The 24,419-nt window shown below is 66.0% G+C and carries 20 protein-coding genes; 11 read left to right on the top strand and 9 right to left on the bottom strand.

The annotated features are described in order from the left end of the window. Positions 1 to 31 precede the first annotated feature (31 nt). A complete protein-coding gene (locus tag G452_RS0106645; RefSeq protein WP_268744040.1) occupies positions 32 to 793 on the bottom strand; it encodes an RNA polymerase sigma factor in 762 nt (253 codons plus the stop codon). 93 nt (positions 794 to 886) lie between these two features. Here G452_RS0106645 and macA point away from each other — a divergent pair, with 93 nt between their 5' ends. The 3 genes from macA to G452_RS0106630 all read left to right on the top strand — a co-directional run bounded on the left by macA (position 887) and on the right by G452_RS0106630 (position 4,489). Next, positions 887 to 2,047: a macrolide transporter subunit MacA gene (gene macA / locus G452_RS18440; RefSeq protein WP_022661486.1), complete on the top strand. Its 1,161-nt coding sequence runs from the start codon at positions 887 to 889 to the stop codon at positions 2,045 to 2,047. After that, positions 2,044 to 3,999, top strand: coding sequence for a MacB family efflux pump subunit (locus G452_RS0106635; RefSeq protein WP_022661485.1), 1,956 nt, complete (start codon positions 2,044 to 2,046; stop codon positions 3,997 to 3,999). The genes macA and G452_RS0106635 overlap by 4 nt, the downstream gene beginning before the upstream one ends. A 91-nt stretch (positions 4,000 to 4,090) precedes the next feature. Then, the gene (locus G452_RS0106630) at positions 4,091 to 4,489 is read left to right on the top strand and encodes a response regulator (protein WP_022661484.1); all 399 of its coding nucleotides are present in this window, start codon (positions 4,091 to 4,093) and stop codon (positions 4,487 to 4,489) included. On the opposite strand, the gene G452_RS0106625 is transcribed toward G452_RS0106630, so the two are convergent. Both G452_RS0106625 and G452_RS18435 read right to left on the bottom strand, forming a co-directional pair. Then, positions 4,486 to 7,101 carry a PEP/pyruvate-binding domain-containing protein gene (locus G452_RS0106625; protein WP_022661483.1) on the bottom strand — a complete coding sequence of 872 codons (2,616 nt, stop codon included), beginning with the start codon at positions 7,099 to 7,101 and terminating at the stop codon, positions 4,486 to 4,488. The two genes, G452_RS0106630 and G452_RS0106625, sit on opposite strands and share 4 nt — an antisense overlap. Positions 7,102 to 7,118: 17 nt before the next feature. Then, positions 7,119 to 9,749, bottom strand: coding sequence for a sigma-54-dependent transcriptional regulator (locus tag G452_RS18435; protein ID WP_022661482.1), 2,631 nt, complete (start codon positions 9,747 to 9,749; stop codon positions 7,119 to 7,121). A 260-nt stretch (positions 9,750 to 10,009) separates the two neighbouring features. On the opposite strand from G452_RS18435, the gene G452_RS0106615 reads away from it, so the two are divergent. The 5 genes from G452_RS0106615 to G452_RS18430 all read left to right on the top strand — a co-directional run bounded on the left by G452_RS0106615 (position 10,010) and on the right by G452_RS18430 (position 13,036). Next, positions 10,010 to 10,300: a DVU0150 family protein gene (locus tag G452_RS0106615; RefSeq protein ID WP_022661481.1), complete on the top strand. Its 291-nt coding sequence runs from the start codon at positions 10,010 to 10,012 to the stop codon at positions 10,298 to 10,300. A gap of 25 nt (positions 10,301 to 10,325) precedes the next feature. Further along, the gene (locus G452_RS0106610) at positions 10,326 to 11,345 is read left to right on the top strand and encodes a sulfite exporter TauE/SafE family protein (RefSeq protein ID WP_022661480.1); all 1,020 of its coding nucleotides are present in this window, start codon (positions 10,326 to 10,328) and stop codon (positions 11,343 to 11,345) included. A 30-nt stretch (positions 11,346 to 11,375) separates the two neighbouring features. Beyond that, on the top strand, positions 11,376 to 11,705 hold the full coding sequence (locus G452_RS0106605) for a hypothetical protein (protein ID WP_022661479.1): 330 nt from the start codon (positions 11,376 to 11,378) through the stop codon (positions 11,703 to 11,705). Positions 11,706 to 11,787: 82 nt separating this feature from the next. After that, complete coding sequence (locus G452_RS0106600; protein WP_022661478.1) at positions 11,788 to 12,066, top strand: hypothetical protein; 279 nt, start codon at positions 11,788 to 11,790, stop codon at positions 12,064 to 12,066. A gap of 139 nt (positions 12,067 to 12,205) precedes the next feature. Next, the gene (locus G452_RS18430; RefSeq protein ID WP_022661476.1) at positions 12,206 to 13,036 is read left to right on the top strand and encodes a hypothetical protein; all 831 of its coding nucleotides are present in this window, start codon (positions 12,206 to 12,208) and stop codon (positions 13,034 to 13,036) included. 167 nt (positions 13,037 to 13,203) lie between these two features. Here G452_RS18430 and G452_RS0106585 read toward each other — a convergent pair whose 3' ends face one another. The 6 genes from G452_RS0106585 to G452_RS0106560 form a co-directional block, all read right to left on the bottom strand. Next, entirely contained in the window at positions 13,204 to 14,880 is a 1,677-nt protein-coding gene (locus G452_RS0106585) for an amidohydrolase (protein WP_022661475.1), read from the bottom strand. Further along, the gene (locus tag G452_RS0106580; RefSeq protein WP_022661474.1) at positions 14,880 to 15,947 is read right to left on the bottom strand and encodes a proline racemase family protein; all 1,068 of its coding nucleotides are present in this window, start codon (positions 15,945 to 15,947) and stop codon (positions 14,880 to 14,882) included. Before G452_RS0106580 ends, G452_RS0106585 begins: the two co-directional genes overlap by 1 nt. Positions 15,948 to 16,033: 86 nt before the next feature. Beyond that, positions 16,034 to 17,200 (bottom strand): ABC transporter ATP-binding protein, encoded by a 1,167-nt coding sequence (locus G452_RS0106575; protein WP_211213486.1) that lies wholly within the window; start codon positions 17,198 to 17,200, stop codon positions 16,034 to 16,036. 93 nt (positions 17,201 to 17,293) lie between these two features. Further along, positions 17,294 to 18,451, bottom strand: a complete 1,158-nt coding sequence (locus tag G452_RS0106570) for an ABC transporter substrate-binding protein (RefSeq protein ID WP_022661472.1) — start codon at positions 18,449 to 18,451, stop codon at positions 17,294 to 17,296. Between the two features lie 98 nt (positions 18,452 to 18,549). Further along, on the bottom strand, positions 18,550 to 19,341 hold the full coding sequence (locus G452_RS0106565; protein ID WP_022661471.1) for an ABC transporter permease: 792 nt from the start codon (positions 19,339 to 19,341) through the stop codon (positions 18,550 to 18,552). A 12-nt stretch (positions 19,342 to 19,353) separates the two neighbouring features. Beyond that, positions 19,354 to 20,223 (bottom strand): ABC transporter permease, encoded by an 870-nt coding sequence (locus G452_RS0106560; protein WP_022661470.1) that lies wholly within the window; start codon positions 20,221 to 20,223, stop codon positions 19,354 to 19,356. Between the two features lie 487 nt (positions 20,224 to 20,710). On the opposite strand from G452_RS0106560, the gene G452_RS21075 reads away from it, so the two are divergent. The 3 genes from G452_RS21075 to G452_RS0106545 are packed head-to-tail and all read left to right on the top strand — an operon-like array spanning position 20,711 to position 24,401. Further along, the gene (locus tag G452_RS21075; RefSeq protein WP_022661469.1) at positions 20,711 to 23,041 is read left to right on the top strand and encodes an aminotransferase class III-fold pyridoxal phosphate-dependent enzyme; all 2,331 of its coding nucleotides are present in this window, start codon (positions 20,711 to 20,713) and stop codon (positions 23,039 to 23,041) included. 24 nt (positions 23,042 to 23,065) lie between these two features. Further along, a complete protein-coding gene (locus G452_RS0106550) occupies positions 23,066 to 23,761 on the top strand; it encodes a CoA transferase subunit A (protein WP_022661468.1) in 696 nt (231 codons plus the stop codon). Further along, positions 23,751 to 24,401 (top strand): 3-oxoacid CoA-transferase subunit B, encoded by a 651-nt coding sequence (locus tag G452_RS0106545; RefSeq protein WP_022661467.1) that lies wholly within the window; start codon positions 23,751 to 23,753, stop codon positions 24,399 to 24,401. Before G452_RS0106550 ends, G452_RS0106545 begins: the two co-directional genes overlap by 11 nt. Positions 24,402 to 24,419: the final 18 nt, after the last annotated feature.

The raw sequence follows: 24,419 nt of genomic DNA, 5'->3' as shown, positions 1-24,419 counted from the left end.
TTGGCGGCGCGTTCCCTGCGCCGCCCGCGCATCAATCCGACGCCATCGAGGAGTATTCCTCCTCAAGCAATTCCCGCAGCCTGCGCCTGCCCCGCGCGAGCAGCGATTCCAGGGCCTCCACGGACACGTTCATGATCCCGGCGGCCTCGATGTTGCCCAGCTCCTGGTAATGGCAGAGCGCAATGGCCGCCCGCTGCCGCTCCGGCAGGGAGGCCACCGCGCGGGCCACGCGGTGGGAGCGCTGCTTGCGGCGCAGGGCCGTTTCGGGCGAGTCCTCGCGGCCTTCCGGCTCGAAGCCCTCGGGCAGGGCCGTTTCCCGCCTGCGGCGCAGCCTGTCGTAGCAGAGGTTCAAGGCCACCTTGTGCAGCCAGGTGCTGAACAGGGCACGTCCCGGTTCCCAATTGTCCGCGTGCTTCCAGACCCGCAAGAAGACCTCCTGCGCCACCTCCTCGGCCTCGGCGCGCTCGCCGAGCATGCGCGCGGCAAAGGCCGTGATCCGGCCAAGGTGCCGGTCCACAAGTTCGGCGCAGGCCGCGCCGTCTCCCTGGGCCACGCGGCGGACGAACTCCAGATCGGGGTCGGTCCGCGGGGCGCGCTGCTGCAATCCGCTCGGCATTTCACTCCGGTTCCAGGCCGCCGGGGCGCGCTCCGTGCGCCCCCGCAAAACGGCAGCCCGATGATAATCCAATGCGCCCGTTCCTGCCAGCCTGCGGACTGCCTCACCGGGTCGCGTTCTCCCCTGATACGCCCCGCCGCGATGATTCCGTCGCGGAGAATTCGTCGCGCCGCTCACGACGGAATGCGGCGCAACCTTCGTTCAAGACGGCATGACAACCACGCTTGCACGCCACCCCGGCTCCCCGCCGGACGGATTTCCGGAGACAAGATGACCAAGACGCAAAAGAAAAGGCTTCGCCTCGGCGCATTCGCCGCGCTCCTGCTGGCTGCGGCCGCGGGCTTCGGCTTCGGCTTCCGGCCGGGAGCGGACGCCCCGCAATGGGAGACGATCCCGGTCAGCCGGGGAGACGTGGAAAACACCGTGACCTGTCTCGGATCGCTCCAGCCCAAGGACTACGTGGACGTGGGCGCGCAGGTCAGCGGACAGCTCAAGCAGGTTCTCGTGGACATCGGCGACCATGTGGAAAAGGGACAGCTCCTGGCCGTCATCGACGACTCGACCTACCGGGCGCAGGTGGAAGGGGACAAGGCCGAGCTGGCCAATCTCAACGCCCAGGTGGCCCAGGAGCAGGCCGAGCTGGAACTGGCCCAGCTCCAGTACAAGCGCAACGCCAAGCTGCGCGAGGCGGACGCCGTGAGCCAGAGCGACCTGGACACCTCCCGGAGCGAGCTGCGCGTGGCCGAGGCCAAGATCAACGCGCTCAAGGCCCAGATCCGCAAGGCGGAGTCGAGCCTTTCCAGCGCCCAGACCAACCTTGAATACACCCGCATCTACGCGCCCATGTCCGGCACGGTCATCGACCAGACCGCGCTGGAGGGCGAAACCCTGAACGCCAACCAGTCCGCGCCTGAAATCCTGCGCATCGCGGACGTGCAGACCATGACCGTGGAAGCCGAGGTCACCGAGGCCGACGTGGTCAAGATCAGACCCGGCATGACCGCCTGGTTCACCACCCTGGGCCTGCCCGACCGCCGCTGGCAGGGCACGGTCCGGCAGGTCAAGCCCACTCCGGAAACGGAAAACGACGTGGTCCTCTATTACGTTCTCATCGACGTGCCCAACGACGACGGGGTGCTCATGACCGAAATGACCGCCCAGGTCTTCTTCGTCATCAGCGAGGCCAGGAACGCGCTCACGGCTCCGGTTTCCGCGCTCAGGCAGCAGGACGGCAAGACCTACCTGCCGCTGCTGCGCGACGGCAAGGTGCGGCTGTCCGAGGTCCAGGTCGGCGTGGAAGGCCGCACCGAGGCGGAAATCGTCTCCGGCGCGCAGGAAGGCGACCTGATCGTCACCGGGCAGAACGCGGAAGCGGATGCCGCGCAGCCGAAGGAACAAGGCCCTCCGGGCATGATGGGACCGAAGATATGAACGGATCAGGTAAACCGCCGCTGATCGAGCTGCGCGGGGTCAGCCGGATCTACGGATTCGGAAGCCAGGTGCTGCGCGCGCTGGACAACGTTTCCCTGAGCGTGGAACGCGGCGAGTTCGTGGCCGTCATGGGCACGTCCGGGTCGGGAAAATCCACGCTGATGAACATCCTCGGCTGCCTGGACCGGCCCAGCGAGGGAACCTACCGCGTGCAGGGCCGCGACGTTGCCGCCCTGGACCCGGACGAGCTGGCCGCGCTGCGGCGCGACACCTTCGGGTTCGTGTTCCAGCGCTACAACCTGCTCGCCACGGCAACCGCGTCTGAAAACGTGGAAATCCCGGCGATCTACGCCGGTCTCGGCAAGGCTGACCGCAGCAGGCGCGCCCATGCGCTGCTGGCCTCCCTGGGCCTGGGCGATCGCGCGGACCACAGGCCGGGCGAGCTTTCCGGCGGCCAGCAGCAGCGCGTGTCCATCGCCCGCGCCCTGATGAACGACGCGGCCGTGATCCTGGCGGACGAGCCCACAGGCGCGCTGGACAGCAAGAGCGGCCAGGAAGTCCTGGCCCTGCTCAAGGAGCTGCACGCCCAGGGCCGGACCATCATCCTGATCACGCACGACGCCTCCGTGGCCGAGCATGCGGAGCGCACCGTCGCCATAAGCGACGGAAGGATTCTTTCCGACGAACGGCGGGGCGGGACAGGCGCGGATGACGCTGGCCGCCCCCCGGCCCCTCCGGGCGGGTCCGAACGCAGCGCCATGACCGCCCAGAGCATGGAAGCCGTGAAGATGGCCTGGCGCTCGCTGCGGGCGAACATCTTCCGCACGGCCCTGACCCTGCTCGGCGTGGTCATCGGCGTGGGCGCTGTGGTGGCCATGCTCGCCGTGGGCAACGGCAGCAAGGAATCGGTCATGAAGCGCATCGAGTCCATGGGCACGCGGCTGATGATCGTCATGCCTGGCGCGCCCGGAATGCGCCCCTCAGGCGAAATCGTGACCCTGACCACGGGCGACGCCGAGGCCGTCCGGGACGTGGATAACGTGGAATCCGTCACGCCGGAGCGCAGCTCGCAGCAGACCGTGCGCTACCGGAACATCGACTACCAGACCTCCCTGAACGGCGTCTGGCCTTCCTTCCTCGACATCAAGGAATGGAGCCTGGCCGAGGGAACCTTCTTCACCGGGGAAGATCTCAAGGGCTACGCCCCCGTGGTGGTTCTGGGCAACACCGTGAAGAAAAACCTCTTCCCCGGCGGGGAAAGTCCCATCGGAAAGTACGTGCTGCTCAAGAACGTGCCCTTCGAGGTCATCGGCGTGCTCGCGGAACAAGGCGCCAACGCCATGGGCTCGGACCAGGACGACGTGGTCCTGCTGCCCATCACCACCGGGTTCATGCGGCTCTTCGGCCAGCACTACGTGGGCCATCTGATGATCAAGGTCAAGGACAAGGACCGCATCGCCGAGACGCAGGAGGCCGTGCGCAGCCTGCTGCTCAAGCGGCACCGCACCGAGGACTTCCAGCTGCGCAACACGGCCTCGCTCATGGCCATGGCCGAGGCGACCCAGAACACCCTGACCATGCTGCTCGGCACGGTGGCGGCCATTTCCCTGCTCGTGGGCGGCATCGGGGTCATGAACATCATGCTCGTGAGCGTCACGGAACGCACGCGGGAAATCGGAATCCGCATGGCCACGGGCGCGCGCATGCGCGACATCATGCTCCAGTTCAACACCGAAGCGCTCGTGGTCTGCGGCGCAGGAGGAATCATCGGCGTAGGCCTCGGTTTCGCCACGGCCCTGGTCGCGAAGCTCATGGGCGCGAACGTGGCCTTCTCCACGGCCCCTGCGGTGCTGGCCTTCCTCTGTTCCGTGGGCACCGGGCTGCTCTTCGGATACCTGCCCGCGCGCAAGGCCGCCCGGCTCGACCCGGTCGCGGCGCTGTCCTCGGAGTAGGCCCATTCTCATCCCCTTGCGTTCCGCAGCGGCCCGTCGCATGGTGAAACATCGGGAATCGTCCCGGCATAGGGGATAAGGAGAACACCGCATGAGCGAAACGAACCGGCCCAAGGTGCTGCTCGTGGACGACGAGGACCGCTTCCGGTCGATCATGATCAAGATCCTGAAGCTCAAGGGCATCGAGGCGCGGGGAGCGGCCACGGCGGCCGAGGCTCTGCTGGCCGTGGCCGAGGAGACCTTCGACGCGGTGCTGCTGGACATGCGCCTCGGCGAGGATTCCGGGCTGGACGTGCTGCGCGGGCTGCGCGCCGCCGGAGTGGAAACCGAGGTCATCGTGCTCACGGGGCACGCCCTGCCGGAACTTCCCGCGGACCTCGCGGGCGAGGGCGTCAGCGATTATCTGCTCAAGCCCGTGGAGCCCGACGAAATCGCGGCGCGCATCGAGTCCGTGGTCGAACGCGCCCAGGCCCTGCGCCGCCTGCTTTAAGACTCGCCGCCGGGACGCTCCTCCGGGCACGGGCCGCGCAGGCCGGAGCAATGGTAGTCCCCGTTCAGGAAGCTCTCGGCCAGCAGGTCCACGCGGGCCTCGCTGGTCATGAGCATGTCCATCTGCCGCGTGAAGATCAGCAGCCTGCCCACCGCCTCGAGCCGATCCAGGATTTCTCCGCGCTCGCGCTTGAGCAGCCGGGCCACGACCCGGTCCCCCCGCGTTTCCGTCACGAATCCGAGAACGCCCAGGATGCGGGCTATGGCCCGGACCCGGCGCACGCGCAGCTCCTCGGCCGCGGCGCCGCCCTTGAACTCGAAGCTGACGTAGTTCTTGTTCACGTTCTGCCCGGCGTAGGCGTCCAGAATGGAGTAATGATACCCCACGCGCGAGCTGAAGTTCAGGTACTTGTCCGAGACGATGGCGTAGCTGCGGTCGCCGAAGCGCTGCCCGCCCGCTTCCGGCGGGGTCAGGAGCTGGCTGCTCATCACGGAGAGAAAGCCCGACAGACTCACGGGCCGGGGCTCTCCGCCCCGCAGGTTGCCGTCGAGCATGCCCGCGAGGAGCGCCTTGAACGGCGCGGACGTGACCTGCTCGACCGTCACGACGTCGGACACGTCCGGGTCGTCCAGGCCGCCGCCCAGGTCGATGACGTGCAGGTCCAGGGGCAGCTGCGCGGCCAGCTTCACGGACAGGCCTGAAACATCCGAAGCCTGGTCGCTGACCAGGAACATCCGCTCGTAGGAGCGTTCATGGATCAGCCGCATCACGTCGTGCAGGCTCGTGCAGCCCTGCGGCCCGAATTCCGGCGCCTTGGGGTTGGTCAGATGCAGGGGCGTGATCAGCTCGGCCAGGGCGCGCAAGGTTTCGTGCACGGGCGAACCCGTCATCAGCACGGCGCGTTCGCGGCGCAGCGCCAGCAGCTCGTCCACGCGGCCCGCGTAGACCCGGCCGGAAAACGCGTCCACCGTGACCTCCATGCCGTCCCGCAGGGTCCGGACGGCCCCCTTCATGCCGAGAACGGCGGGCAGATCGAACTCGCGGCAGAGCGAGGCCATGTGACCGGTGACGCTGCCCGCGTCCGTGACCACGGCCTGGGCGCGCTGAAAGACGAGCACGTAGCCCGGCGAGGAGCGTTCGGCCACGAGCACCCCCCCTTCCGGGAAATCGAGCAGGTCGTCGCCCTCGCGAACCCTGCGGACCACGCCGCAGCCCACGCCGGGGCAGGCCGTGCGCCCGCCGGAGAGCAGCACTTCACGTCCGGGCACGGGCGGCGAGGCCGCCATGCCCCCGCCGCCCGCGCGCAGCGGCCGCGATTGCAGGATCAGAATCCGTCCGTCCGGGTGCATGGCCCACTCGATATCCTGGGGCGCGCCGAAACGCCTTTCCAGTTCCAGTCCCAGGCGGCACAGCTCCAGCACCACGGAATTTTCCAGACAGGGGCGAAGGCGCTCCTCGCCGGAAACGGACTCCTCCTGCGGAGCGCCGTCCGGGCCGAGCACCAGCCGGGCGTGCTTGTCGCCGGCGGCGAATTCGGAAACGCGCAGGGGATCGCGCTCCACCAGCCAGGCGTCCGGCTCGACCACGCCGTCCACGGCATACGGTCCCAGCCCCCAGACCCCGTCCACCCGCAGGCGCGGGTCCAAGGGCTCGTAGGGGTGGCGCGTGTAGAGCACGCCGCTGCAAACGGAAGGGACCATGACCAGACAGGCCACGGCCATGGCCGTATCCTCGAAGGGCACGCCCTTGTGCAGGCGGTAGGTCAGGGCGTGGGGGCTGAACAGGCTGGCGGCCACGCGCAGCCAGGCCCGGCCCGCATCCTCGCGGCGCACGCCGAGCAACGTAAGATACTGTCCCGCAAAGCTCAGCTCGCTGTCCTCGCCCACGGCGCTGGACCGAAACGCCAGAAGCACCGGCCCGCCCGTTGTGGATTCCAGCTCCGCGCAGGCACGGTCCAGGGACTCGGCTATCCGGGCAGGCAGGGGCACCTGCGCAAACAGGGCCGCGATTTCGTCGGCGGCCTCGTTCACGGACTGGGGCCGGGCCGGGTCCACCGCCAGCAGGTGGCGGCGGATTTCGGCGCGCAGCTCCCCGCCTCCGGGCAGCGGCGCGGCCAGAAGCGCCCGGAACGCAGCCGTCGTCACGGCGAAGCCCGGCGGGACCGGAGTTCCCGCCCGGACCATTTCGCCCAGGTGCGCGCTCTTGCCGCCCACGAAGTCGAGCATGTCCTTGCCGGCGCGCTCGAAGGGCAGGACCAGCTCCGTGGGCTCCTCGCCGACCTTGTCCTCCAGCAGCGCCAGAATGCGCCCGCGAATGCCTTCCAGGGCGTCGAGGACCGCCCCGCCCATGCCGCCGGAGAGCACGTCGTAGCTGCGGGCCATGCGCTGGGCGTGGAACAGGGCGCGCGTCGCCCGCGAGCGCACGTAGGACATGCCGAACAGCTCGTCCCCGCGCAGCTTTTCCTCCATGTCGCCGATGATGCCGAGCAGGTTCGAGTTCGATTCGAGCAGTTCCAGAAAGCTCACGTAGCGCCTGCGAAAGCCTTCGAGGGCCTTTTCCCGCGCCTGACGCCGCCTGTTGCGGCGCCGCTCCAGAAGACCGAAAAAGTCCATGCCGCCTCCCGAAGGGATCAAGCCCTGCCGCGTCTGCCGGACGCGACCACGTAGCGGGTGGCCGGGCCGCGCCCGACCTTGCGCAAGACGCCCCTGTCCACCAGATCCTGCAAGTCGTTGATGGCCGTGCGCGAGGACACGTCCCCGCCCGCAAGCTCCTCGTAGCGGGAGCGGCTGATCTCGCCCTCGGCCAGGATTCGCGCCCAGGCGCGGAGCTGCCGGACGTTCAGCCCTGCGGGAGGAAGGTTATCGGCCTCGGCCTGACCGCCCGCAGCGGCCTGGCCCGGCGGGGACGGCGCTTGCGGAACAGGCGAAGCAGGCGCGGCAGGCGGTTCCTGGCCCGGAGCGACGCCGGTTTCGCGCCCGGCTCCGCCGACGAACGGCGCGCCCGGAGACGCTTGCGCCTGTTCCGGAGGAGAGCCGCCGCCCAGGTAGACCAGGGCGTTCTCCGCCCGACGGGACGAGGCCCCTTCCAGAAGCAGGTCCGCGGCCTGGATCACGTCGCCCTCGCACATGGTTACGGTCATGATCATGCAGTTTTGCAGCTCCCGCACGTTGCCCGGCCAGTCGTAATTCATCAGCCGTTCCATGGCCCCCCGGCTGAGGTCCACGCGGCCGCGTCCGGTCAGGGCCTGGGCATGGTCCATGAAATGACGGGCCAGCCGGGGGATGTTCTCTCGGTGGTCGCGCAGGGCCGGGGTGCGGATCATCAAGACCCGCAGACGGTAGTAGAGGTCGCTGCGAAACTTCCCGGCTTCGGACAGCTCGTTGAGATTCACGTTGGACGCGGCCACGATGCGCACATCCACATCCACCTCCTTGTCGCTGCCCAGGGGCCGGACAACGCGCATGGCCAGCGCGCGCAGGAGCGCCTGCTGCACCTTGGGCGAGGCGGACTGGATCTCGTCCAGGAACAGCGTGCCGCCGTTGGCCTCGACGAATGCGCCGTTGCGGTCGCTGCGCGCTTCGGTGAAGGCCCCCCGGACGTGGCCGAACAGGGAGTCGAGCAGCAGGTTCTCGTCCAGCTCGCCGCAGTTGATGGAGATGAACGGCCCTTCCGAACGGGCGCTGTGCTTGTGGATGGCCTCGGCCGTGAGCTGCTTGCCCGTTCCTGTTTCGCCTTCGAGAAGCACGTCGGCGGAAACGCCGGAAGCCTTGAGGATTTCCGACTTGAGCTTCTCGATGCGCGGCCCCGTGCCGAATATTTCCGGGATGACATGGTTGAGCGTGCCCGGCGGCAGGTCGTCGAGCATGTCGTCCAGGCAGGCGCGCTCCTGGAGCGAAGCCATGAGAATGGCTTCGTCCTTGGCCCGGATCTCGTCCATCTGCCGCCGGACCGTATCCACGAGGCTGTTGATGGCCTCGGCCACGGCGCTCGTCTCGCTGTCGCCCAGGCGCAGGTTCAGCGGCTCGAGCGTGCCGCTTTCGCGCAGGGCGTGGACCCGCCGGGCCAGAAGGCGCAGGGGCCGGGTCAGGGTGCGGCTGACCAGGAAGATCGCCAGCGAGAGCAGGGCCGTGGCCGCCAGGGAGATGACGAAGATGACGTCCACCTGCTTGTAGCCCGCACGCAGGGAAAGGCTCGAATAGTCCATGAAGGCCAGCCCGCCGTAGATCCCCGGAGCGGCGTCGTAGCGGTTCCGGAAGGTCACGGGCCAGTAGGCCAGGGAATGGCGCGAGGCTCCGCCGATGCCCGAGACGAAGCCTTCCGTGTCCGGCAGGACGCCGTAGTGCCCCTTCTGCACCTCGGAAAGCATGTTCCAGAACCTGCCGACCCCGGCTGCGGGCTGAAAGGCTTCCGGATGGCCGGGCCGTCCCAGTGTTCCGTCCATGCCCGCGCGCGCGAGGCTGGTCATCAGCGGAGCTTCGGGTTCGTCCGGGCTGTTGGATTGGAAAAGCATCCAGCCGCTGAGGTCGAAGAGGAAGCAGAAGCGCGCGTCGGACACGGGCGAGGTGGACCAGAGCGGAGAGCGCGCCGAGTTGGCCTTGGAGAGGATGTTGCGCAGGGAAATGGCGTCGATGGACAACATCACGTAGGCCCCGTCGTGGTCCACGGCCGGGGAGACCATGCGGATCACGCGGGAGAAGACCTTGTTGCGCGTGCTGTTGCCCAGGGGCAGGACATACTCCGCCTTTTCGATGCCCGTGAGGGAGGCGTCGCCCGGCCGCAGGGCCATGTTGGATCCGCTGTGGCGGAAGAGCATCTCGGCGGAGGGGATTTCCGGCATGCTGATGCGGAAAACGTCGTTTCCGCTGGTCACGAGAAAGATGGACTGCCCCGGAATGGGAGAAATGAGCGCGAATTCGCGAAACGGAATCCGGCCGCTGTGGTTCGATCTTTTCAGGAAATCGCGCATGCTGGCTTCGTCGAGCGGTCCGGCCGCGGCGTAGAGCAGACTTCGCCGCGTGCTTTCCAGCGCGCTCTCCAGCTCGCGGGCCATGCCGTAGGCCGTGACCGTCAAGGCCCGCTCCTGGGCCGTTTCCAGGAACATTCGCGAGAAGGAATACGTGGCCGCGCCCGTGACCATGACGATGAAAACCGCGAGGGGAATCAGCGTCAGGAGCAATTTCGAGCGCAGCGAGCTTCGCGCAGACGCCAGCCCATTGTTTCTCTTTTTCTTGAGCTTGAAATCACGGAAGAAAAGATTCATCGCGAAATTCCCTCCACTCTCCAACACGACGGTTTTTCCCGATCACGCATACGAGAAATGATATTTCGCGATAGCTGTCAATCATTATCACACCTGACTTTTTCCGACTTTTCATCGCAATCGGGAAGCCCTTCCGAAAATCGCGCACTCGGCACGCTGGTTGCTCTCTTCTCTGCGACGAACATGCACGCAAACCGGACTGCGCCCGGCGGACGGGCGGCGAAGTCCGGAAGAACGGAAACGGAAAAAGGAGGAAGACGATGAAAAAGACGATGCTCACACTGGCGACGCTCCTGGGGTTGGCCCTGCTGCCCGGGCTCGCGCTGGCCGCGGGCGGCGGAGCAAGCGAACTGGTTGTCGTGGCCGACACCCGCGTGCTTTCCGGATGGATGCTCTACTTCGCGGACCTTTACAATACCAACATCGTGCTCTTCGCGCTCTGGGCCACGGTGCTCACGGCCATGTACGGCGCCCTGCTGGGCTTTCTCATGGACTTCGTCATGAGCCGCACGGGCCTCGACCTGACCTCGCGCAAGATCGTCGAACACTAGACCGCGCCAACAAAGGAGAAGAGAGATGGAATTCCTGTACATGTACATGCCCATCGCGGGCGTGAAAGTATTCTGGCCCGGCCTGGTGCTCATCGGCTTCTCGGTGGGCGTCATCGGCGGATTCTTCGGCATGGGCGGCGCGTGGATGGTCACGCCCGGCCTGAACATCCTCGGCTTCCCCATGGCCTTCGCCATCGGCACGGACATGGCCCACATCGCGGGCAAGTCCATGATCTCCACGATTCGGCACTCCAAGTTCGGCAACGTGGACTACAAGCTCGGCATCGTCATGCTCGTGGGAACCATGGTGGGCATTGAAATAGGCGCGCAGATCGTCATGCAGCTCGAACGACTCGGCATTGTCGGGTCGGTCGTGCGCTGGGTCTACGTCGGCTTCCTGGCCCTGATCGCCTTCATGGTCTTCTACGACTACGCCAAGGCCGTTTCCAACAAGAAGAAGGGCATCGTCGGCGAGCACGGCACCGAGGGCATCACCTGGTACAAGACCCTGCACAAGATCAACATCCCGCCCATGATGCACTTCCAGCGCGCGGGCATCACCTGCTCGGCCTGGCTGCCCATCCTCGTCAGCCTGATGACCGGCATCCTGGCGGGCTTCCTGGGCATCGGCGGCGGCCTGCTGCGCATGCCCGCCCTGGTCTACCTGATCGGCGCGCCGACCCACGTCTCCGTCGGCACCGACCTCTTCGAAGTCATGATCTCCGGTCTCTACGGCGCGTTCACCTACGCCATGAAGGGCCGCATCGAAATCGTGGCCGTGTTCGTGATGCTCACCGGCGCAGCCATCGGCGCGCAGATCGGCACCGTGGCCACCAAGTACTCCAAGGGCTACGGCATCCGCATCGCCTTCGGCATCGCGGTGCTCTGCTGCATGATCTCCATCATCCTCAAGCAGTACAAGTATAACGCGGCCTCCGCCACGCTGATCCTGTCCACCATCGGCCTGATCTGCCTGTACATCTGCAAGATCATGATCCAGGGCGCGATTCAAGAGCTGCGCGAGAAGAAGCAGCGCCAGTCCTAGCCACGGCACCGAGAGAAGGAGAATAGCGAAATGAAAAAGACCATCGCCACCATCACCACCCTGCTGCTCCTGGCCGCCTTCGCCACCACGGCGCTGGCCGGGGAAGTGGCCCAGGGACGCTGCGTGAGCATCGACGCCCAGACGCTGGTGATCGAGGAATTCGACCTGGTGAAGACCCCGGAGAACAAGAACTACGGCAACCCCACCGGCATCGAGAGTTCCTTCGACCTGGCAGCCGCCAAGATCGGCATTCCGCCCGAGCCGGGCGACATCCTGCGCATCGCCTACGACGTGAAGGGCAATGCCAAGCACGCCATCAAGGTCATGAACGTCTCCAAGCAGGACTTGTCCAAGAAGTAGTCCTCGCCCCTTCCGACCCGCCCGGAGCACCTCCCGCTCCGGGCGGGCAATCAAGGGACGAAACAACGCCAGGAGAAACAAGATGATCGGACCCGATTTCAAGGCCATCGAGGAAGCCAGCATGGGCTTCAACACCCGGCAGAAGCTGGTGCTCCTGGGCATGGACGTGCTGCTCCTGGTGGAGCTGACCTTCTGCCTTTGGCTGGCCTACCTCGAGCCGGACAATCTTTCGGCCACCTTCATCAAGTGTTACGTGCCCATGTTCCTGCCCACGCTCATCGGGGGGGTGCTCCTGGCGCGGCGCTTCCGCGACCCGGCTCCGGCGCGCGGCGAAGAGAGCGGCATTCTCGACAACATCTAACGGGAGCTGAACCATGGCATACCTGATGTTCTTCATGAGCTGCGTGCTTGGACTGGCCTGCGGGGCCTTGCTCACCAGAGCGCTGCGCACCCGTCGGGAGGCCCGCAAGGCCGCCCGCGACGCCTGATCGGAAACCGGCATGAACGCCCGCCGCAAACTCAATCTTCTGGCCGTGCCGCTGATGCTGATCCTGGCCGCGGCAGTGCTCGACGCCACGGTTTCCCGGCTGCTGACCTCCAGCACGGAGTTCAGCGCGCTGCCCGGAGACGTGGTCCACGCCTCCGGAAAGCTGGAAGACCCCGTGCTCGGAGGGCAGACCGCAAGCGGTCCCACGGACGCGGCCTACGATCCGAACATCCTGATGGAGGTTTCCGGCGACACGCAGGGTCTGACCTTCCGCTTTCAGGAAGTGGTCGGCACGATCTGGAGGGCGGACATCGACGTGGAGCCGGACTGCCTGCCGGGCCAGCGCATCTTCTGGGTGCACGAACGGCTCGTGCCGCCTGGACAGAACGCCGAATCCCTCTCCCTGACCGTATTCGCCGACGAGGCGTCCTACCGGGCCAGCTTCCACTCCCTGTTCCTGCGCCTGCTGGGCATCAAGGCCTGGTGGGTCGCGGCGGGCCTCCTGCCCGTGAGCGTCGCGCTTCTGGCCCTGTCCTTCATGGTTACCGGCCGGGAGGAAGCCCGACTCCGCAGCCGGGGCATCGGCCCCATCTACAAGCTCGCCCGGCGCGGCCAGGAATGGGAAGTCGTGTTCGGGCTGGGCACGGCCCAAGGAATCCAAAAGGGCGACAAGCTCGCCCTGCTCGACGAAAACCTGGATCACATCGCATTCGTGCAGGCCCTGGAAGTGCGGGCCGAATATTCGGCCACCCTGGTGGAAGGCTCGCTGCCGATCCGGCACGACTTCCACGTCGCCCGCACCATGGACACGCAGACCGACGCCCCCCCGCGCGGGACAGCCTGATCCGCACCGGAGTCGGCCGGACCAATAGCTTCAGCCATACACACTCTAACCATGCCGCGTTTCGGGTGGTCGGCCCGAACGCGGCATGCCCGGCCGAATCGCCCGGCATTAAAAAAGGCCGCGAGCAACACCCCGCGACCTCAAGCATTTCATTGATATGAACCCGATCAGGAACCTGGACGTTCGAACACGGGCTCCCCGGCGAAAACCGTCAAATCCACCTTTGATTCCGCAATTTCCGCAGACGGCAGCGAATAGATGTCGCGATCCAGAACGCAGAGGTCCGCGCGCAGGCCCGGAGCCAGCACGCCCAGCTCGTTTCCGCAGCCGTAGGCCTGAGCGGGCGAGCGCGTGTAGCCGCGCACGGCCTCGGCCACGGAGATGCGTTCCTCGGGATGCCAGCCGCCTTCGGGCGTGCCGTCGGGCCGCTGCCGCGTGACCAGGGCGTGGATGCCCAGGAGCGGGTTCGGGTCGCTCACCGGGCAATCCGAATTGAAGAGCGTCAAGACCCCGCTGTCGAGCATGCTGCGGAAGACATAGGTATGCCGCCCTTCCGGGCCGAGACAACGGTCGATGAGATTGAAGTCGAGCACCATGTTGCTGGGCTGCATGCCCACGGCCACGTTCAGCTTGCCCAGCCGGGCCAGGTCTTCGGGCTGGATCATCTGGGCGTGGTCCACGCGGTGCATCTGCCGGGGATGCGGCAGGTGCGCGGCTTCCGGGCTGCCGCGCCAATGCTCCAGAGCCTCGAAGGCCTCGATGACGTGGCGCACCGCGCCGTCGCCCACGGCGTGCAGCATCACGGCCAGCCCGGCCGCGTCCGCCTGTTGCAGCTTGCGGGCGATCTCATCGGGCGGCATCTGCAACAGGCCGCGCCCGGCGTCCAGATAGCTTCCCGTAAGATAGGCCGTGCGCGCGCCCATGCCCCCGTCCGTGAAGAACTTGACGTGGCCGAGCCGCAGCACGGAATTGCCGAAGCCCGTGCGCAGGCCCATGCCCACGGCGGCGTCCAGCAATTCGCCCGGCAGGCTGGTCCACGTGCGCAGCTTAAGGCGGCGCTCGGCGTTGAGCTGCTCCAGCGTGCGCACGGTGCGCGGGGCCGCGGCCTCGTTGAAGAGCCGCACGTCGTGCAGGCCGGTGATGCCCAGCGCGTGCAGCCGGGCCTGGGCCGCGAGCATGGCCGTGGCCAGTTCCTGATCCGTGGGCGCGGGGACGACGTCGCGCACGAGATTGATGGCGTTTTCGCGCAGCACCCCGGTGGGCGCGCCGCGCTCGTCGCGGGCGATGACCCCGCCCGCGGGATCGGGCGTGTTCGCATCCACGCCGGCCAGCTCCAGGGCGCGGCTGCTGGCCACGGCAAGGTGCAGGTCGCAGCGCCAGATGATCACGGGCCGTCCCGGCACGGCGCGGTCCAGGTCGCCCCGGCCGGGCATGCGCCCGTCGGGCCAGTCCGTCTCGTTGAAGCCTTGGCCCAGGATCCAGGCGTCCGGAGTCCGGTCCGCCGCGGCCTCGGCCAGGGTCTGTTCCAGTCCCGCGAAGCTGCGCACCTTGGAAAGATCGCTGAACAGGCTCCAGTCGTAAAAATGGAAATGGGAATCCATGAACCCCGGCAGGCCGAGCCTGCCGCGCATGTCGTAGAGCCGGGTCTGCGGACCGGCCAGGGCGCGCACCTCGTCGTCGTCCCCCAGGGCCAGGATGCGCCCGTTGGCCACGGCCAGGGCCGTCGGCAGGGGACGCGCCTCCCCGGTCCGGGAAACGCCGTCCCGCCGTGGATAAAAATCGTCGACAGGGGAGGAATCCTGGGTACGGAAGACGCCGTTGTAGAGAATCAGGTTGGGTTGCATCACAATAGAAAGCCTTGCGGGAAGGGGTCGGATTCGTCAAGCACGAAGCGGTGCAGGCCCGTGACCTGGGCGCTGCCTTCGATTTCCGCCACCACGGCGGGCAGTCCGCAGATTTCGCTTTCCTCCACGACCATGCCCGTGAAGGTCGAGCCGAGAAAGCTGTTGTTCAGGAATTTCCGGCCCGATGCGAGCTTGCCCTGCCGATGCAGCAGCGCCACCTTGGCCGTGGTTCCGGTTCCGCAGGGCGAGCGGTCCAGGTGCGACTCGCCGTAGACCACGGCGTTGACGCCCACGGAACCATGCGGCGTTTTCCTCGAACCGTGGAATTCGACCACGTCCACGCTGTTCACCTCGCACCGCAGGGGATGGCGGACCGCAAGCTGCCGATTGGCCTCCTCGATGATGCGCATGCCCGGCTCGATCAGCGCCCGGCTGATTTCCGGACTCAATTCCAGGCCCAGGGCGCGCTCGTCGATCATCACGAAGTAGCCGCCCACGCAGACCAGGTCCACGGGCACCACTCCGGGCCGGATTCCTCCCGGCAGCACGATGCCGGAGAGGTCGAGGGGCACGTCCCGCTCCCAGACGAAGGACGGCACCGAACGGAAGGCCACGGACGCGACTCGGCCGGACCGCATCCGCGCGGCGCAGGGCATGGGCCCGGAGGGAGTGTCCACGATGATGCGGACCTCGTCCCCGGCCTGGACCCGGAGCGCACCGCACTCGATGAGCGTGGTCACGGCGCCGATGGTGGCATGGCCGCAGAGAAAGGGATAGCGCCGGGCGTCCATGTAGATGAGCCCGAAGTCCGCGCCGGGCGTGCAGGGCTCGGTCACGGCGGCGGCGAGCAGGTCGCGGTGGCCGCGCGGCTCGCGGGTCAGCAGCAGGCGCACGTCGTCGTGAGCGGCCTCGAAGGCCGCGCGCTTGTCGGCCATGGTCGCGCCGGGCAGCGGGGGCAGCCCGCCCACGATGAGCCGGGTGCCTTCCCCGGCGGTGTGGGAGTCCACGGTCAGGATGCCTCCGGGCCAGCGCCCGGAAAACACGCCCTCGATGCGGGTCAGGTCCATCGTCCCTCACATGAAACGCCGCACTGCCCCGGCCCTTGGGCCCGGTCAACGGTGCGGCGCGCCTGATCTGTGAAAATATGCGCCGGTCAGTCTTCGTTGCGGAGCAGGCCGCAATGGCGGGCGGGCACGTGCAGCACCACCTCGTCGCCGATCTTGTGCGGTCTGCGCCGGACCATGCTGATGACGTGCACGCGCACGCCTTTTTCCAGCTCCACGAAATAGCTCGTCTCGCCGCCCATGTAGCTGCGGTCGTAGATGCGTCCGGGGAAGCAGTTGATCTCGGTGGATTCCAGCTCCTCCTCGGCCAGGTCGGGCGAGGTCACGTTGATCTTCTGGGCGCGGACCACCAGCCGGACCTGCTCCCCTTCCTTCCAGACGCCCTGGTGCTCGGCGAAGAACTCCAGCCCCTCGTCGGTGCGCACCCGCACGAGGTCGCCCTTGAGCGATTCCAGCACGCGCGCGTCGTAGAAATTGGAGTGGCCCAGGAAATCGGCCACGAAATAGTTGGCGGGATAGTCGTAGACATCCTCTGGCGTGCCTTCCTGCTGCTTTCTGCCGCTCTTCATGACCACGATCTTGTTGGACATGGACAGGGCCTCGCGCTGGTCGTGGGTCACGAACAGGGTGGTCAGGTTCAGCGTGCGCTGGATGTTGTCGATCTCCATGCGCATTTCCTCGCGCAGCTTCTCGTCCAGGGCGGAAAGCGGCTCGTCCATGAGCAGCACGTCGGGCTCGATGACGATGGCGCGGGCCAGGGCGATGCGCTGCTGCTGGCCGCCGGAAAGCTGGGAGGGAAACCGCGATTCCACGCCGGGCAGGCGGACCATTTCCAGGGCATGGACGACCTTTTCGGCCATCTCCTCGCGGGGAACCCCGCGATACTTGAGCCCGAACGCCACGTTGTCGAAAATATTCTTGTGCGGAAACAGCGCGTAGTTCTGAAAGATCATGCCCAGGTTGCGCTTGTGGATCGGCGTGTCGTTGACGCGTCTGCCCTTGATGTAGATGTCGCCCTCGGTGGGCTTTTCCAGCCCGGCGATCATCCGCAGGATGGTGGTCTTGCCGCAGCCGGAAGGACCGAGCAGGGTCACCAGCTCCCCTGTTTCGATGGTCAGGTCGGTCTTCTGCACGGCAACGGTCTTGCCGAAACGCTTCATCAGTCCCGTAAGCCTGACGGCGGGTTCCGCTGTCGGGTCGGCGTGCGGCGCGGCGTTCTGTTCCAGGTGCGCGGTTTCAGGGCTGAGGTTTTCCACTTCTTCGTCCTTTGCTTGCTTGTCGCGGCGCGGTTCCGCTCTGCGCGAAACCGCGCCGCCGTTCACGTTTCAATCAGGCCCGGAGGCCGGGAGCTACGCTCCGGCCATGACCCGGTCCCACATCTCGGCCCATTCGAGCTGGTGGCCGTTCCAGTAGTCGGGCACGCCGAAGAGGTAGCCCTTGAGCTGGCCCGTGGGATCGAAGGCGGGCAGCTTGCGCACGGATTCCGGCATCTCGACCTTGGTCGGGTCCAGGGACGGCGGATACTTCTGCGCTTCGGCCACGGCCACGGCGGCCTTGGGCGCGAGCATGTAGTTCAGGAGCTTCTGGGCGGTGTCCGCGTCCGAGCCCTTGAGCACGAAGATGCACTCCTGCCAGGAATAGGTGCCTTCGGGCTGGAGGAAGCCGATGGGATGGCCCTGGTCCTGGAGATGGGCCACGCGTCCGGACCAGGCCGGAGTGGCGTAGATCTCCTCGTTGGCCAAAAGGCTCATCAGCTCCGCGCCGGAACCCCAGTACTTCTTGATCAGGTCGCGCTGCTTGCGGAGCGCGGACCAGACCTTGTCCATATTCTCGATGTCGTTGGGATTCTGTCCCGTGGCCAGGGCCGCGTACCAGATGTTCGTGCGCCAGTCGGTCCAGGAGCCGAGCTTGCCCTTGAGGCTTTCGTCGAAGAGCAGGCCCGCGCCGAGCTTCTCGGCCTTGTCCTTGGAAATCTTGTTCGTGTTGTAGGCGATGCCGGTCTGGCCCAGGTCGTAGGGCACGGCGGAAAGCCCCTTGGGGGTGATCTTGCGGTAGGGCTCGACCATGGCGGTCATGACGTTGGCCAGGTTGGGGATCTTGGACTCGTCCAGCACGGACTCGTAGCCCAGGCCCACGTAGCGGGCGTAGTCGAACACGCCGGAAAGATGCGCCAGATTGAATTCGCCGCCCGGCGGGAAGGAAGCCTTCACGCGGGTGAGATAGGAATCCATGTCGCCGAATTCGCCGTCGATGACCTCGATGCCGGTGGCCTTGCTGAACGGTTCGAAGGCGTATTTGCGGAAGGCCTCGGAAGTGGTGCCGCCCCAGCCGTCGAAGCGGATGGATTTCGCGGCCATGGCCGCGCTCACCAGCCCGAAGGGACCGCCGCAAAGGCCCAGGGCGGCGCCCGCGATGCCTGCGAAGCGGATGAAGTCGCGGCGGGAAAGCCCCCCGGCCTCATGCAGTTCCTGGACCTCGTCCACTCGCTTGTTCCATTCTCTGGTCATGGTTTCTCCTCCTCTGGGGTTGGCCCGGATCAACCGGGATTGCGTTGCGCCCGCCGGGCGGGCGTCGCCGCTTTGCCTCTCCGGGCGATGCCCGGCCGTCAACTCCCCTTGCTGAACCGACGAGCCAGATAGCCCGCCAGAAGCGGCGTGGCCACGGTGAGCAGGATCATCACCGCACCGAGGGCGTTGATTTCCGGGCTGATGGAGTTGCGAAGCATGCCGAATATCTTCACGGGGACGGTCTGGCTCCGGGCCGTGGCCCAGAACAGCGTCGCCGTGATGTCGTCAAAGGAAATGGTGAAGGAAAACAGCGAACCCGCCAGGATCGCCGGCATCAGCAGCGGGAGCGTGATTTCGCGGAAGGTCTGGAACGGCCCGGCCCCCAGGGATTTCGCCGCTTCCTCGTAGTCCGTGCGGATGCCCACCAGCCGCGCCTGCACCACGAGGAGCACGTACGGCAGGGTGATGACCACGTGGCCGATGAGCAGCAGGGCGAAGCTCTTGGGCTGCTGGAGCCAGCGCATGAACAGCAGCAGGGCCACGCCGAGGATGACCTCCGGGACCATGATCGGCGCGAGGAGCAGCGTGTTCAGGCTGTTCTTGCCCGGGAACTCGTAGCGCACGAAGGCCATGGCCGCGGGAATGGCCACGGCCGTGGTGCAGATGGCCGTGAGGCTGCCGAGGACCAGGGAATTGCGGAAGGCCTGGAGGATGTCCTCGTTCCCGGCGAGCTTGGCGTACCAGCGCAGGCTGAACCCGTCCATGGGGAAGGAGCCGAACTGCTGCGGGTTGAAGGAGAGGATCACGACCACGGCGATGGGCGCGAACATGAAGACGTACACAAGGGTCGTATAGATGCGGATCAGGGACCAGCCGGAAATCTTGAACATGAAATACCCGCCCTATTGCATGGCTTTGAAGACCTGGTTGATGCCCAGGTAGCGGTTGTAGGTCCAGACGATGGAGCCCACGAGCAGCAGCAGGATCACGCTGATGGCCGAGCCGAAGGGCCAGTCCAGGGTGCCGATGACCCGCTTGAAGATCAGGTTGGCGATCATCTCGTTGCCGGGGCCGCCGAGGATCATGGGCGGCAGGTAGGTTCCCGCCGAAAGCACGAAGACCAGCAGGCTGCCCGCGCTGACTCCCGGCAGGGAGAGCGGAAGCGTGACCTCGCGGAAAGCCTGCCACTCGGTGCAGCCCATGGAGCGCGCCGCCTCCAGCAGGCTCTGGTCGATGCCCTCGAGGCTCACGTAGATGTTCAGGATCATGAAGGGCAGCAGGTACTGGATCAGGCCCATGAGCACCGCGACCTCGTTGTAGAGCATGCCCAGCGGCTCCTGAAGAATGCCGGACGAGACGAGGAGATAGTTGATCAGGCCCGTGTCGCCGAGGATGTTGATCCAGGAGAGCGTGCGGATGATGAAGCTGATCCAGAACGGCAGCATGATCAGGAGCATCAGGAACGGCTTGAACCTCGACCGGGTGCGGTAGAAGAAATAGGCCGGGATGTAGCCCATGACCAGGCAGAGGGCCACGCACTCCAGGCTGACCCGGATCGTGCGCAGCAGGATCGACGGGTAGAAAAAGTCCTGGAAGAGCTTGCCGTAGTTGCCGAACTGGAAGGCCGCCACGTCCGCTCCGGACGGAGCCCGCAGCCAGAAGCTGTAGACGACGATGAAGCAGACCGGAACCACGAGCAGGAAGAATACCGCGCTGAGGGACGGAGCCAGAAGCGCCCAGGGCCTCCAGCCTCCTTTCAAATTTTCATTCATGGAATAAACATCTCTTCAGCCCTTGGGACGGGCTTTCTCAACTTACATATTTGTGAATGAGATGTTCTTTTCCTAGTTTAAAATCCGAATGAAGTCAAGGTACTTATCCAAATTTTGAATTCTCGTTATGATAATATGTTGTTTTCACCTCCTGCATGTTCTGATTCCTCAGTTCGAAACGCGATTTCCACGGAAATGAGATCAGTTTTCTCCAATCATCACGGTATAAACGAATGAAATTCAGGAAGGATGTCGCATAATCAGGTTTGCATGAAACGGACTAATCTGATATATTTCATTTTTATTGCCAAACCCGCTTCCGGGTGCGGCACGTCGGCTTGCATAATCTGTCATCGTGGCGACATGGACGCATTCAATGCTCAAAAGTCCAAAAAAAGCCACGAACAGCGGAAATCTCCACATTGATTCCCGCCATATTGGAATCATCAGAAGCGCTACAAGCGCATTTACTCCTTCGGAGCCGCACATGGGTTTTACATTTCGGAAAAATACCACCACCCCAGCCATCCGCAAATACATCCGGGAATCCCAAAAATCCGTATCCGAACTCGCCCGCGAGCTGAGCCTCAGCGAATCCACCGTGCGCAAATGGCGCAAACGGGCCGAGGGCTACGAGGAAACCCGGCGGGCCCTGCCCTCGCGCACGGCCTTCACGCCGGACCAGGAAAACCTCATCGTCGAAATCCGGCGCACCATGATCCTTTCCCTGGACGATCTGCTCACCGTGGTGCGCATGTTCATCCAGCCTTCCTGCTCGCGCTCCTCGCTGGACCGCCTCCTGCGGCGCAGGCAGGTTCAGCACGTGGCCGACCTCGTTCCGGACCCGGTCGAGCATCGGGAAGTGCTCCGGAAATACAAGACCTATCTCCCCGGCTTCGTGCGCGTCCATGCCCGCACCCTGCCGAAGGTGCAGTGCGAGCGGTTCAATAAGATTCTCTTCATCGCGGTGGACCGCTCCTCGGGCTGGCTGTTCATGGAGGCGCACCCGGACGGCTCGCCGGAAAGCGCGGCCCAGTTCCTGCGCAACCTTTCGGACGCGGCCCCGTTCCATCTTCGCCGCGCCCTGACCTCGGCCAGTCCGGTCTTCGTTTCCGAGGGAGGCGAAGCGCACGCCTTTGCCGAGACCTGCCGCGAGCTGGGCATCGTGCAGACGACCTATCCGCCGCGCTCCGAGGAGCCGTTCCAGCCGTCGGACGACAATCCCGGCGCGTGCGCGCCCTACCCCTCGCCCTTCGCCTCTTCCGAGGAAATCGAAAAGAAGCTTCTGGGGCACGCCTACGTCTACAACAACAACATTCCCCTGGTGACCATGGGCCGCCTGACCCCGATGGAAAAGCTGGCCCGCTTTCACGAAAGCAGGCCGGACCTCTTCAAGCGCCACCCCGCGGAGATGGCCGCCTATCCGGACCAGGAAAAATACCTCTTTTACCAGACCAAGAAGGAGCAGCCCGTCATCGCCGGGGCCGAGGGGCTCTACATGTGGGATACGCGCGGCAAGCGCTATCTGGACGGCTGTTCCGGGGCGGTGGTCAACAACATCGGCCACGGCAACCAGCGCGTGATCGCCGCGGTGGAGCGACAGGCCCGCCAGACCTTCTTCGCCTACCGGACCCAGTTCGACAGCTTTCCCTCGCAGGAGCTGGCGCGCGCCCTGGTGCACAACTCGGCCCCGCACCTGAACCGCGTCTTCTTCGTTTCCGGCGGGTCCGAGGCCGTGGAGTCGGCCATGAAGGTCTGTCGGCAGTATTTCTTCAATCTGGGCGAGGGCTCGCGCTACAAGTTCATCAGCCGCGTGCCCGCCTACCACGGAGCCACGCTCGGCGCGCTTTCCCTGACCTCCTATGCCCCGCTGGAAGTGGCCTTCAAGCCCATGGTCCAGGAGAATCCCAAGATCCCCTCGCCCACCTGCTACCGCTGCGTCTACCACAAGCGCTACCCGGACTGCGAACTGGAGTGCGCCTGGGCGCTGGAAAAGACCGTGGTCGAGCAGGGGCCGGAAAACATCGCGGCCTTCGTGGTCGAGCCTGTAGGCGGGGCCAGCACGGGCGCGCTCGTGCCGCCGGACGAATATTTCGGCATCATCCAGCACATCTGCCGCAAGTACGGCATCTTCCTGATCCTCGACGAGGTCATGACCGGGTTCGGCCGCACCGGAAAGCTCTTCGCCTACGAGCATTGGGGCATCGAGGCGGACGTGGTGGCCCTGTCCAAGGGCATCGCCTCCGGCTACTACCCGCTCGGCGCGGTGCTGACCACGGACGAGATCGTGGACGTGGTGGTGCGGCGCGGCGGTTTCGCCCACGGCCACACCTACGCGGGCAATCCCATGGCTTGCGCCGTGGGGCTGGAGGTGCTCGGCGTGCTCCTGGACGAGCGGCTGCCGGAAAACGCCGCCCGCATGGGCGAAATCCTCATGCGCGGGCTGCGCAAGCTGGAAAAGCGCCACGCCATCATCGGCGAGGTGCGCGGCCTGGGGCTGCTCACGGCCCTGGAGCTGGTGCGCGACCGCAAGACCCGCGAGCCGTTCCCCCCGGAATGGAACACGGCCATGCTGCTCACGGACAACGCCTTTGCGGACGGACTGCTGATCTACCCGCGCCGTTCCATCAACGGACTCTACGGCGACCACGTTCTCGTGGCCCCGCCGCTGATCGTGACCGAGGCGCAGGTGGACGAGCTGCTGGAAAAGCTCGACCGCGCCCTCGCGCGGACCGCAGCCCAGCTCAAGGAATTGGAGGCGTCGCTGCTGGACACCCGGAGCAGCGGAGCCACCGCGGCCACGCCCTATTACCGCTAAGCCCCCTCCGGGACGGAGAAGCAAGTGATCGACAAGACGACGACGGCGGACAAGGCGCTGGCGAACGTACGCGGCGGCGCGTCCGTAATGCTCGGCGGGTTCGGCTCGCCCGGAACGCCCTTCACCCTGATCCGGGCGCTGCTCGCGCGCGGCCTGACAGGGCTCACGCTGATCAAGAACGATGCCAACGAACAGGGAATCGGCATTTCCACGCTCATCGAAGCGGGCTGCGCGGAGCGGTTCGTGGTTTCGCACATGGGCCTGAACGGCGCGGTCATCGAGATGATGAACCGGGGCGAACTGGAGGTGGAGATGCACCCCCAGGGACTGCTGGCCGAGAAGATTCGCGCGGGCGGTGCGGGCCTGCCCGGCCTGCTCACGGACATCGGCCTGGAGACCATCCTGCGCGAGCAGAAGGAAACCATCCAGTTCCAGGGCCGGACCTGCATCGTGGAGCCGTCCCTGCGCGCGGACGCGGCCTTGATCCACGCGGCCAGGGCCGACCGCTGGGGCAATCTGGTCTTCGAAAAGACCGCCCGGAATTTCAACCCGCTCATGGCCACGGCCTCGGACCTGGTCATCGTGGAGGCGCTGGAAATCGTGGAGACCGGCGCGCTGGACCCGGACGCCGTGCACCTGCCCGGCGCGTTCGTGGACCACGTCGTGCCCGCCGACACCAGGAACGAAGCCTACGGAGTGCTCAAGCATCATGTCCTCTAAGCTCAAGATAGCCCGCCGGGCCGCGGCCGAGCTGCGAAACGGCGAGGTAGTCAACCTCGGCATCGGCCTGCCCACCCTGCTCCTGGACCACACGCCCCCGGACCTGGACATCTACGTGCACAGCGAAAACGGCGTGCTCGGCATGGGGCCGCGCTGCGGCATGGACCGCGCCCACCCCGCGCTCATCGACTCCGGCGGCGGGTACATCACCACCCGGAGCGGAGCCGCCTTCTTCGACTCGGCCCTTTCCTTCGCCCTGGTGCGCGGCGGCCGTCTCGACGTGGCCGTGCTCGGCGCGCTGGAAGTGGCGGGCAACGGCGACCTCGCCAACTGGATCATTCCGGGCAAGTTCGCGCCCGGCATCGGCGGGGGCATGGAGCTTGCCCAGAAGGCCCGGCGGGTCATCGTCACGACCACGCACACCACGCGCTCCGGCGCACCCAAGATTTTACGCGAATGCACCCTGCCCGTAACCGCGCGCGGCTGCGTCAGCCGCATCATCACGGAACTGGCCGTACTCGACCCCGGACCGGACGGCCTGCGTCTGCGCGAGCTGGCCGAAGGCGTCACGCTGGAGGAAGTGCGCGCCAAGACCGAGGCCCAGATCATCGCGCCCCAGGGGGAGATTCCGAGATTCTGAATCCATTATCCGAAGGAA

This window comes from Paucidesulfovibrio longus DSM 6739 (assembly GCF_000420485.1).
GTDB classification, from domain to species: Bacteria; Desulfobacterota; Desulfovibrionia; order Desulfovibrionales; family Desulfovibrionaceae; genus Paucidesulfovibrio; species Paucidesulfovibrio longus.
Note: the sequence above shows the minus strand (reverse complement) of the source record. Positions and strands in the feature narration are given on the sequence as shown.

Bases quoted from the DNA above. Each gene is read 5' to 3' on its own strand.
- G452_RS0106615 (WP_022661481.1), top strand. From the start codon at position 10,010: ATGAAAAAGACGATGCTCACACTGGCGACGCTCCTGGGGTTGGCCCTG.
- G452_RS0106630 (WP_022661484.1), top strand. From the start codon at position 4,091: ATGAGCGAAACGAACCGGCCCAAGGTGCTGCTCGTGGACGACGAGGAC.
- G452_RS0106580 (WP_022661474.1), bottom strand. From the start codon at position 15,947: ATGGACCTGACCCGCATCGAGGGCGTGTTTTCCGGGCGCTGGCCCGGA.
- G452_RS0106585 (WP_022661475.1), bottom strand. From the start codon at position 14,880: ATGCAACCCAACCTGATTCTCTACAACGGCGTCTTCCGTACCCAGGAT.
- G452_RS21075 (WP_022661469.1), top strand. From the start codon at position 20,711: ATGGGTTTTACATTTCGGAAAAATACCACCACCCCAGCCATCCGCAAA.
- G452_RS0106625 (WP_022661483.1), bottom strand. From the start codon at position 7,101: ATGGACTTTTTCGGTCTTCTGGAGCGGCGCCGCAACAGGCGGCGTCAG.
- macA (WP_022661486.1), top strand. From the start codon at position 887: ATGACCAAGACGCAAAAGAAAAGGCTTCGCCTCGGCGCATTCGCCGCG.
- G452_RS0106610 (WP_022661480.1), top strand. From the start codon at position 10,326: ATGGAATTCCTGTACATGTACATGCCCATCGCGGGCGTGAAAGTATTC.
- G452_RS18435 (WP_022661482.1), bottom strand. From the start codon at position 9,749: ATGAATCTTTTCTTCCGTGATTTCAAGCTCAAGAAAAAGAGAAACAAT.
- G452_RS0106605 (WP_022661479.1), top strand. From the start codon at position 11,376: ATGAAAAAGACCATCGCCACCATCACCACCCTGCTGCTCCTGGCCGCC.
- G452_RS0106565 (WP_022661471.1), bottom strand. From the start codon at position 19,341: ATGTTCAAGATTTCCGGCTGGTCCCTGATCCGCATCTATACGACCCTT.
- G452_RS0106600 (WP_022661478.1), top strand. From the start codon at position 11,788: ATGATCGGACCCGATTTCAAGGCCATCGAGGAAGCCAGCATGGGCTTC.
- G452_RS0106570 (WP_022661472.1), bottom strand. From the start codon at position 18,451: ATGACCAGAGAATGGAACAAGCGAGTGGACGAGGTCCAGGAACTGCAT.
- G452_RS0106545 (WP_022661467.1), top strand. From the start codon at position 23,751: ATGTCCTCTAAGCTCAAGATAGCCCGCCGGGCCGCGGCCGAGCTGCGA.
- G452_RS0106635 (WP_022661485.1), top strand. From the start codon at position 2,044: ATGAACGGATCAGGTAAACCGCCGCTGATCGAGCTGCGCGGGGTCAGC.
- G452_RS0106560 (WP_022661470.1), bottom strand. From the start codon at position 20,223: ATGAATGAAAATTTGAAAGGAGGCTGGAGGCCCTGGGCGCTTCTGGCT.
- G452_RS18430 (WP_022661476.1), top strand. From the start codon at position 12,206: ATGAACGCCCGCCGCAAACTCAATCTTCTGGCCGTGCCGCTGATGCTG.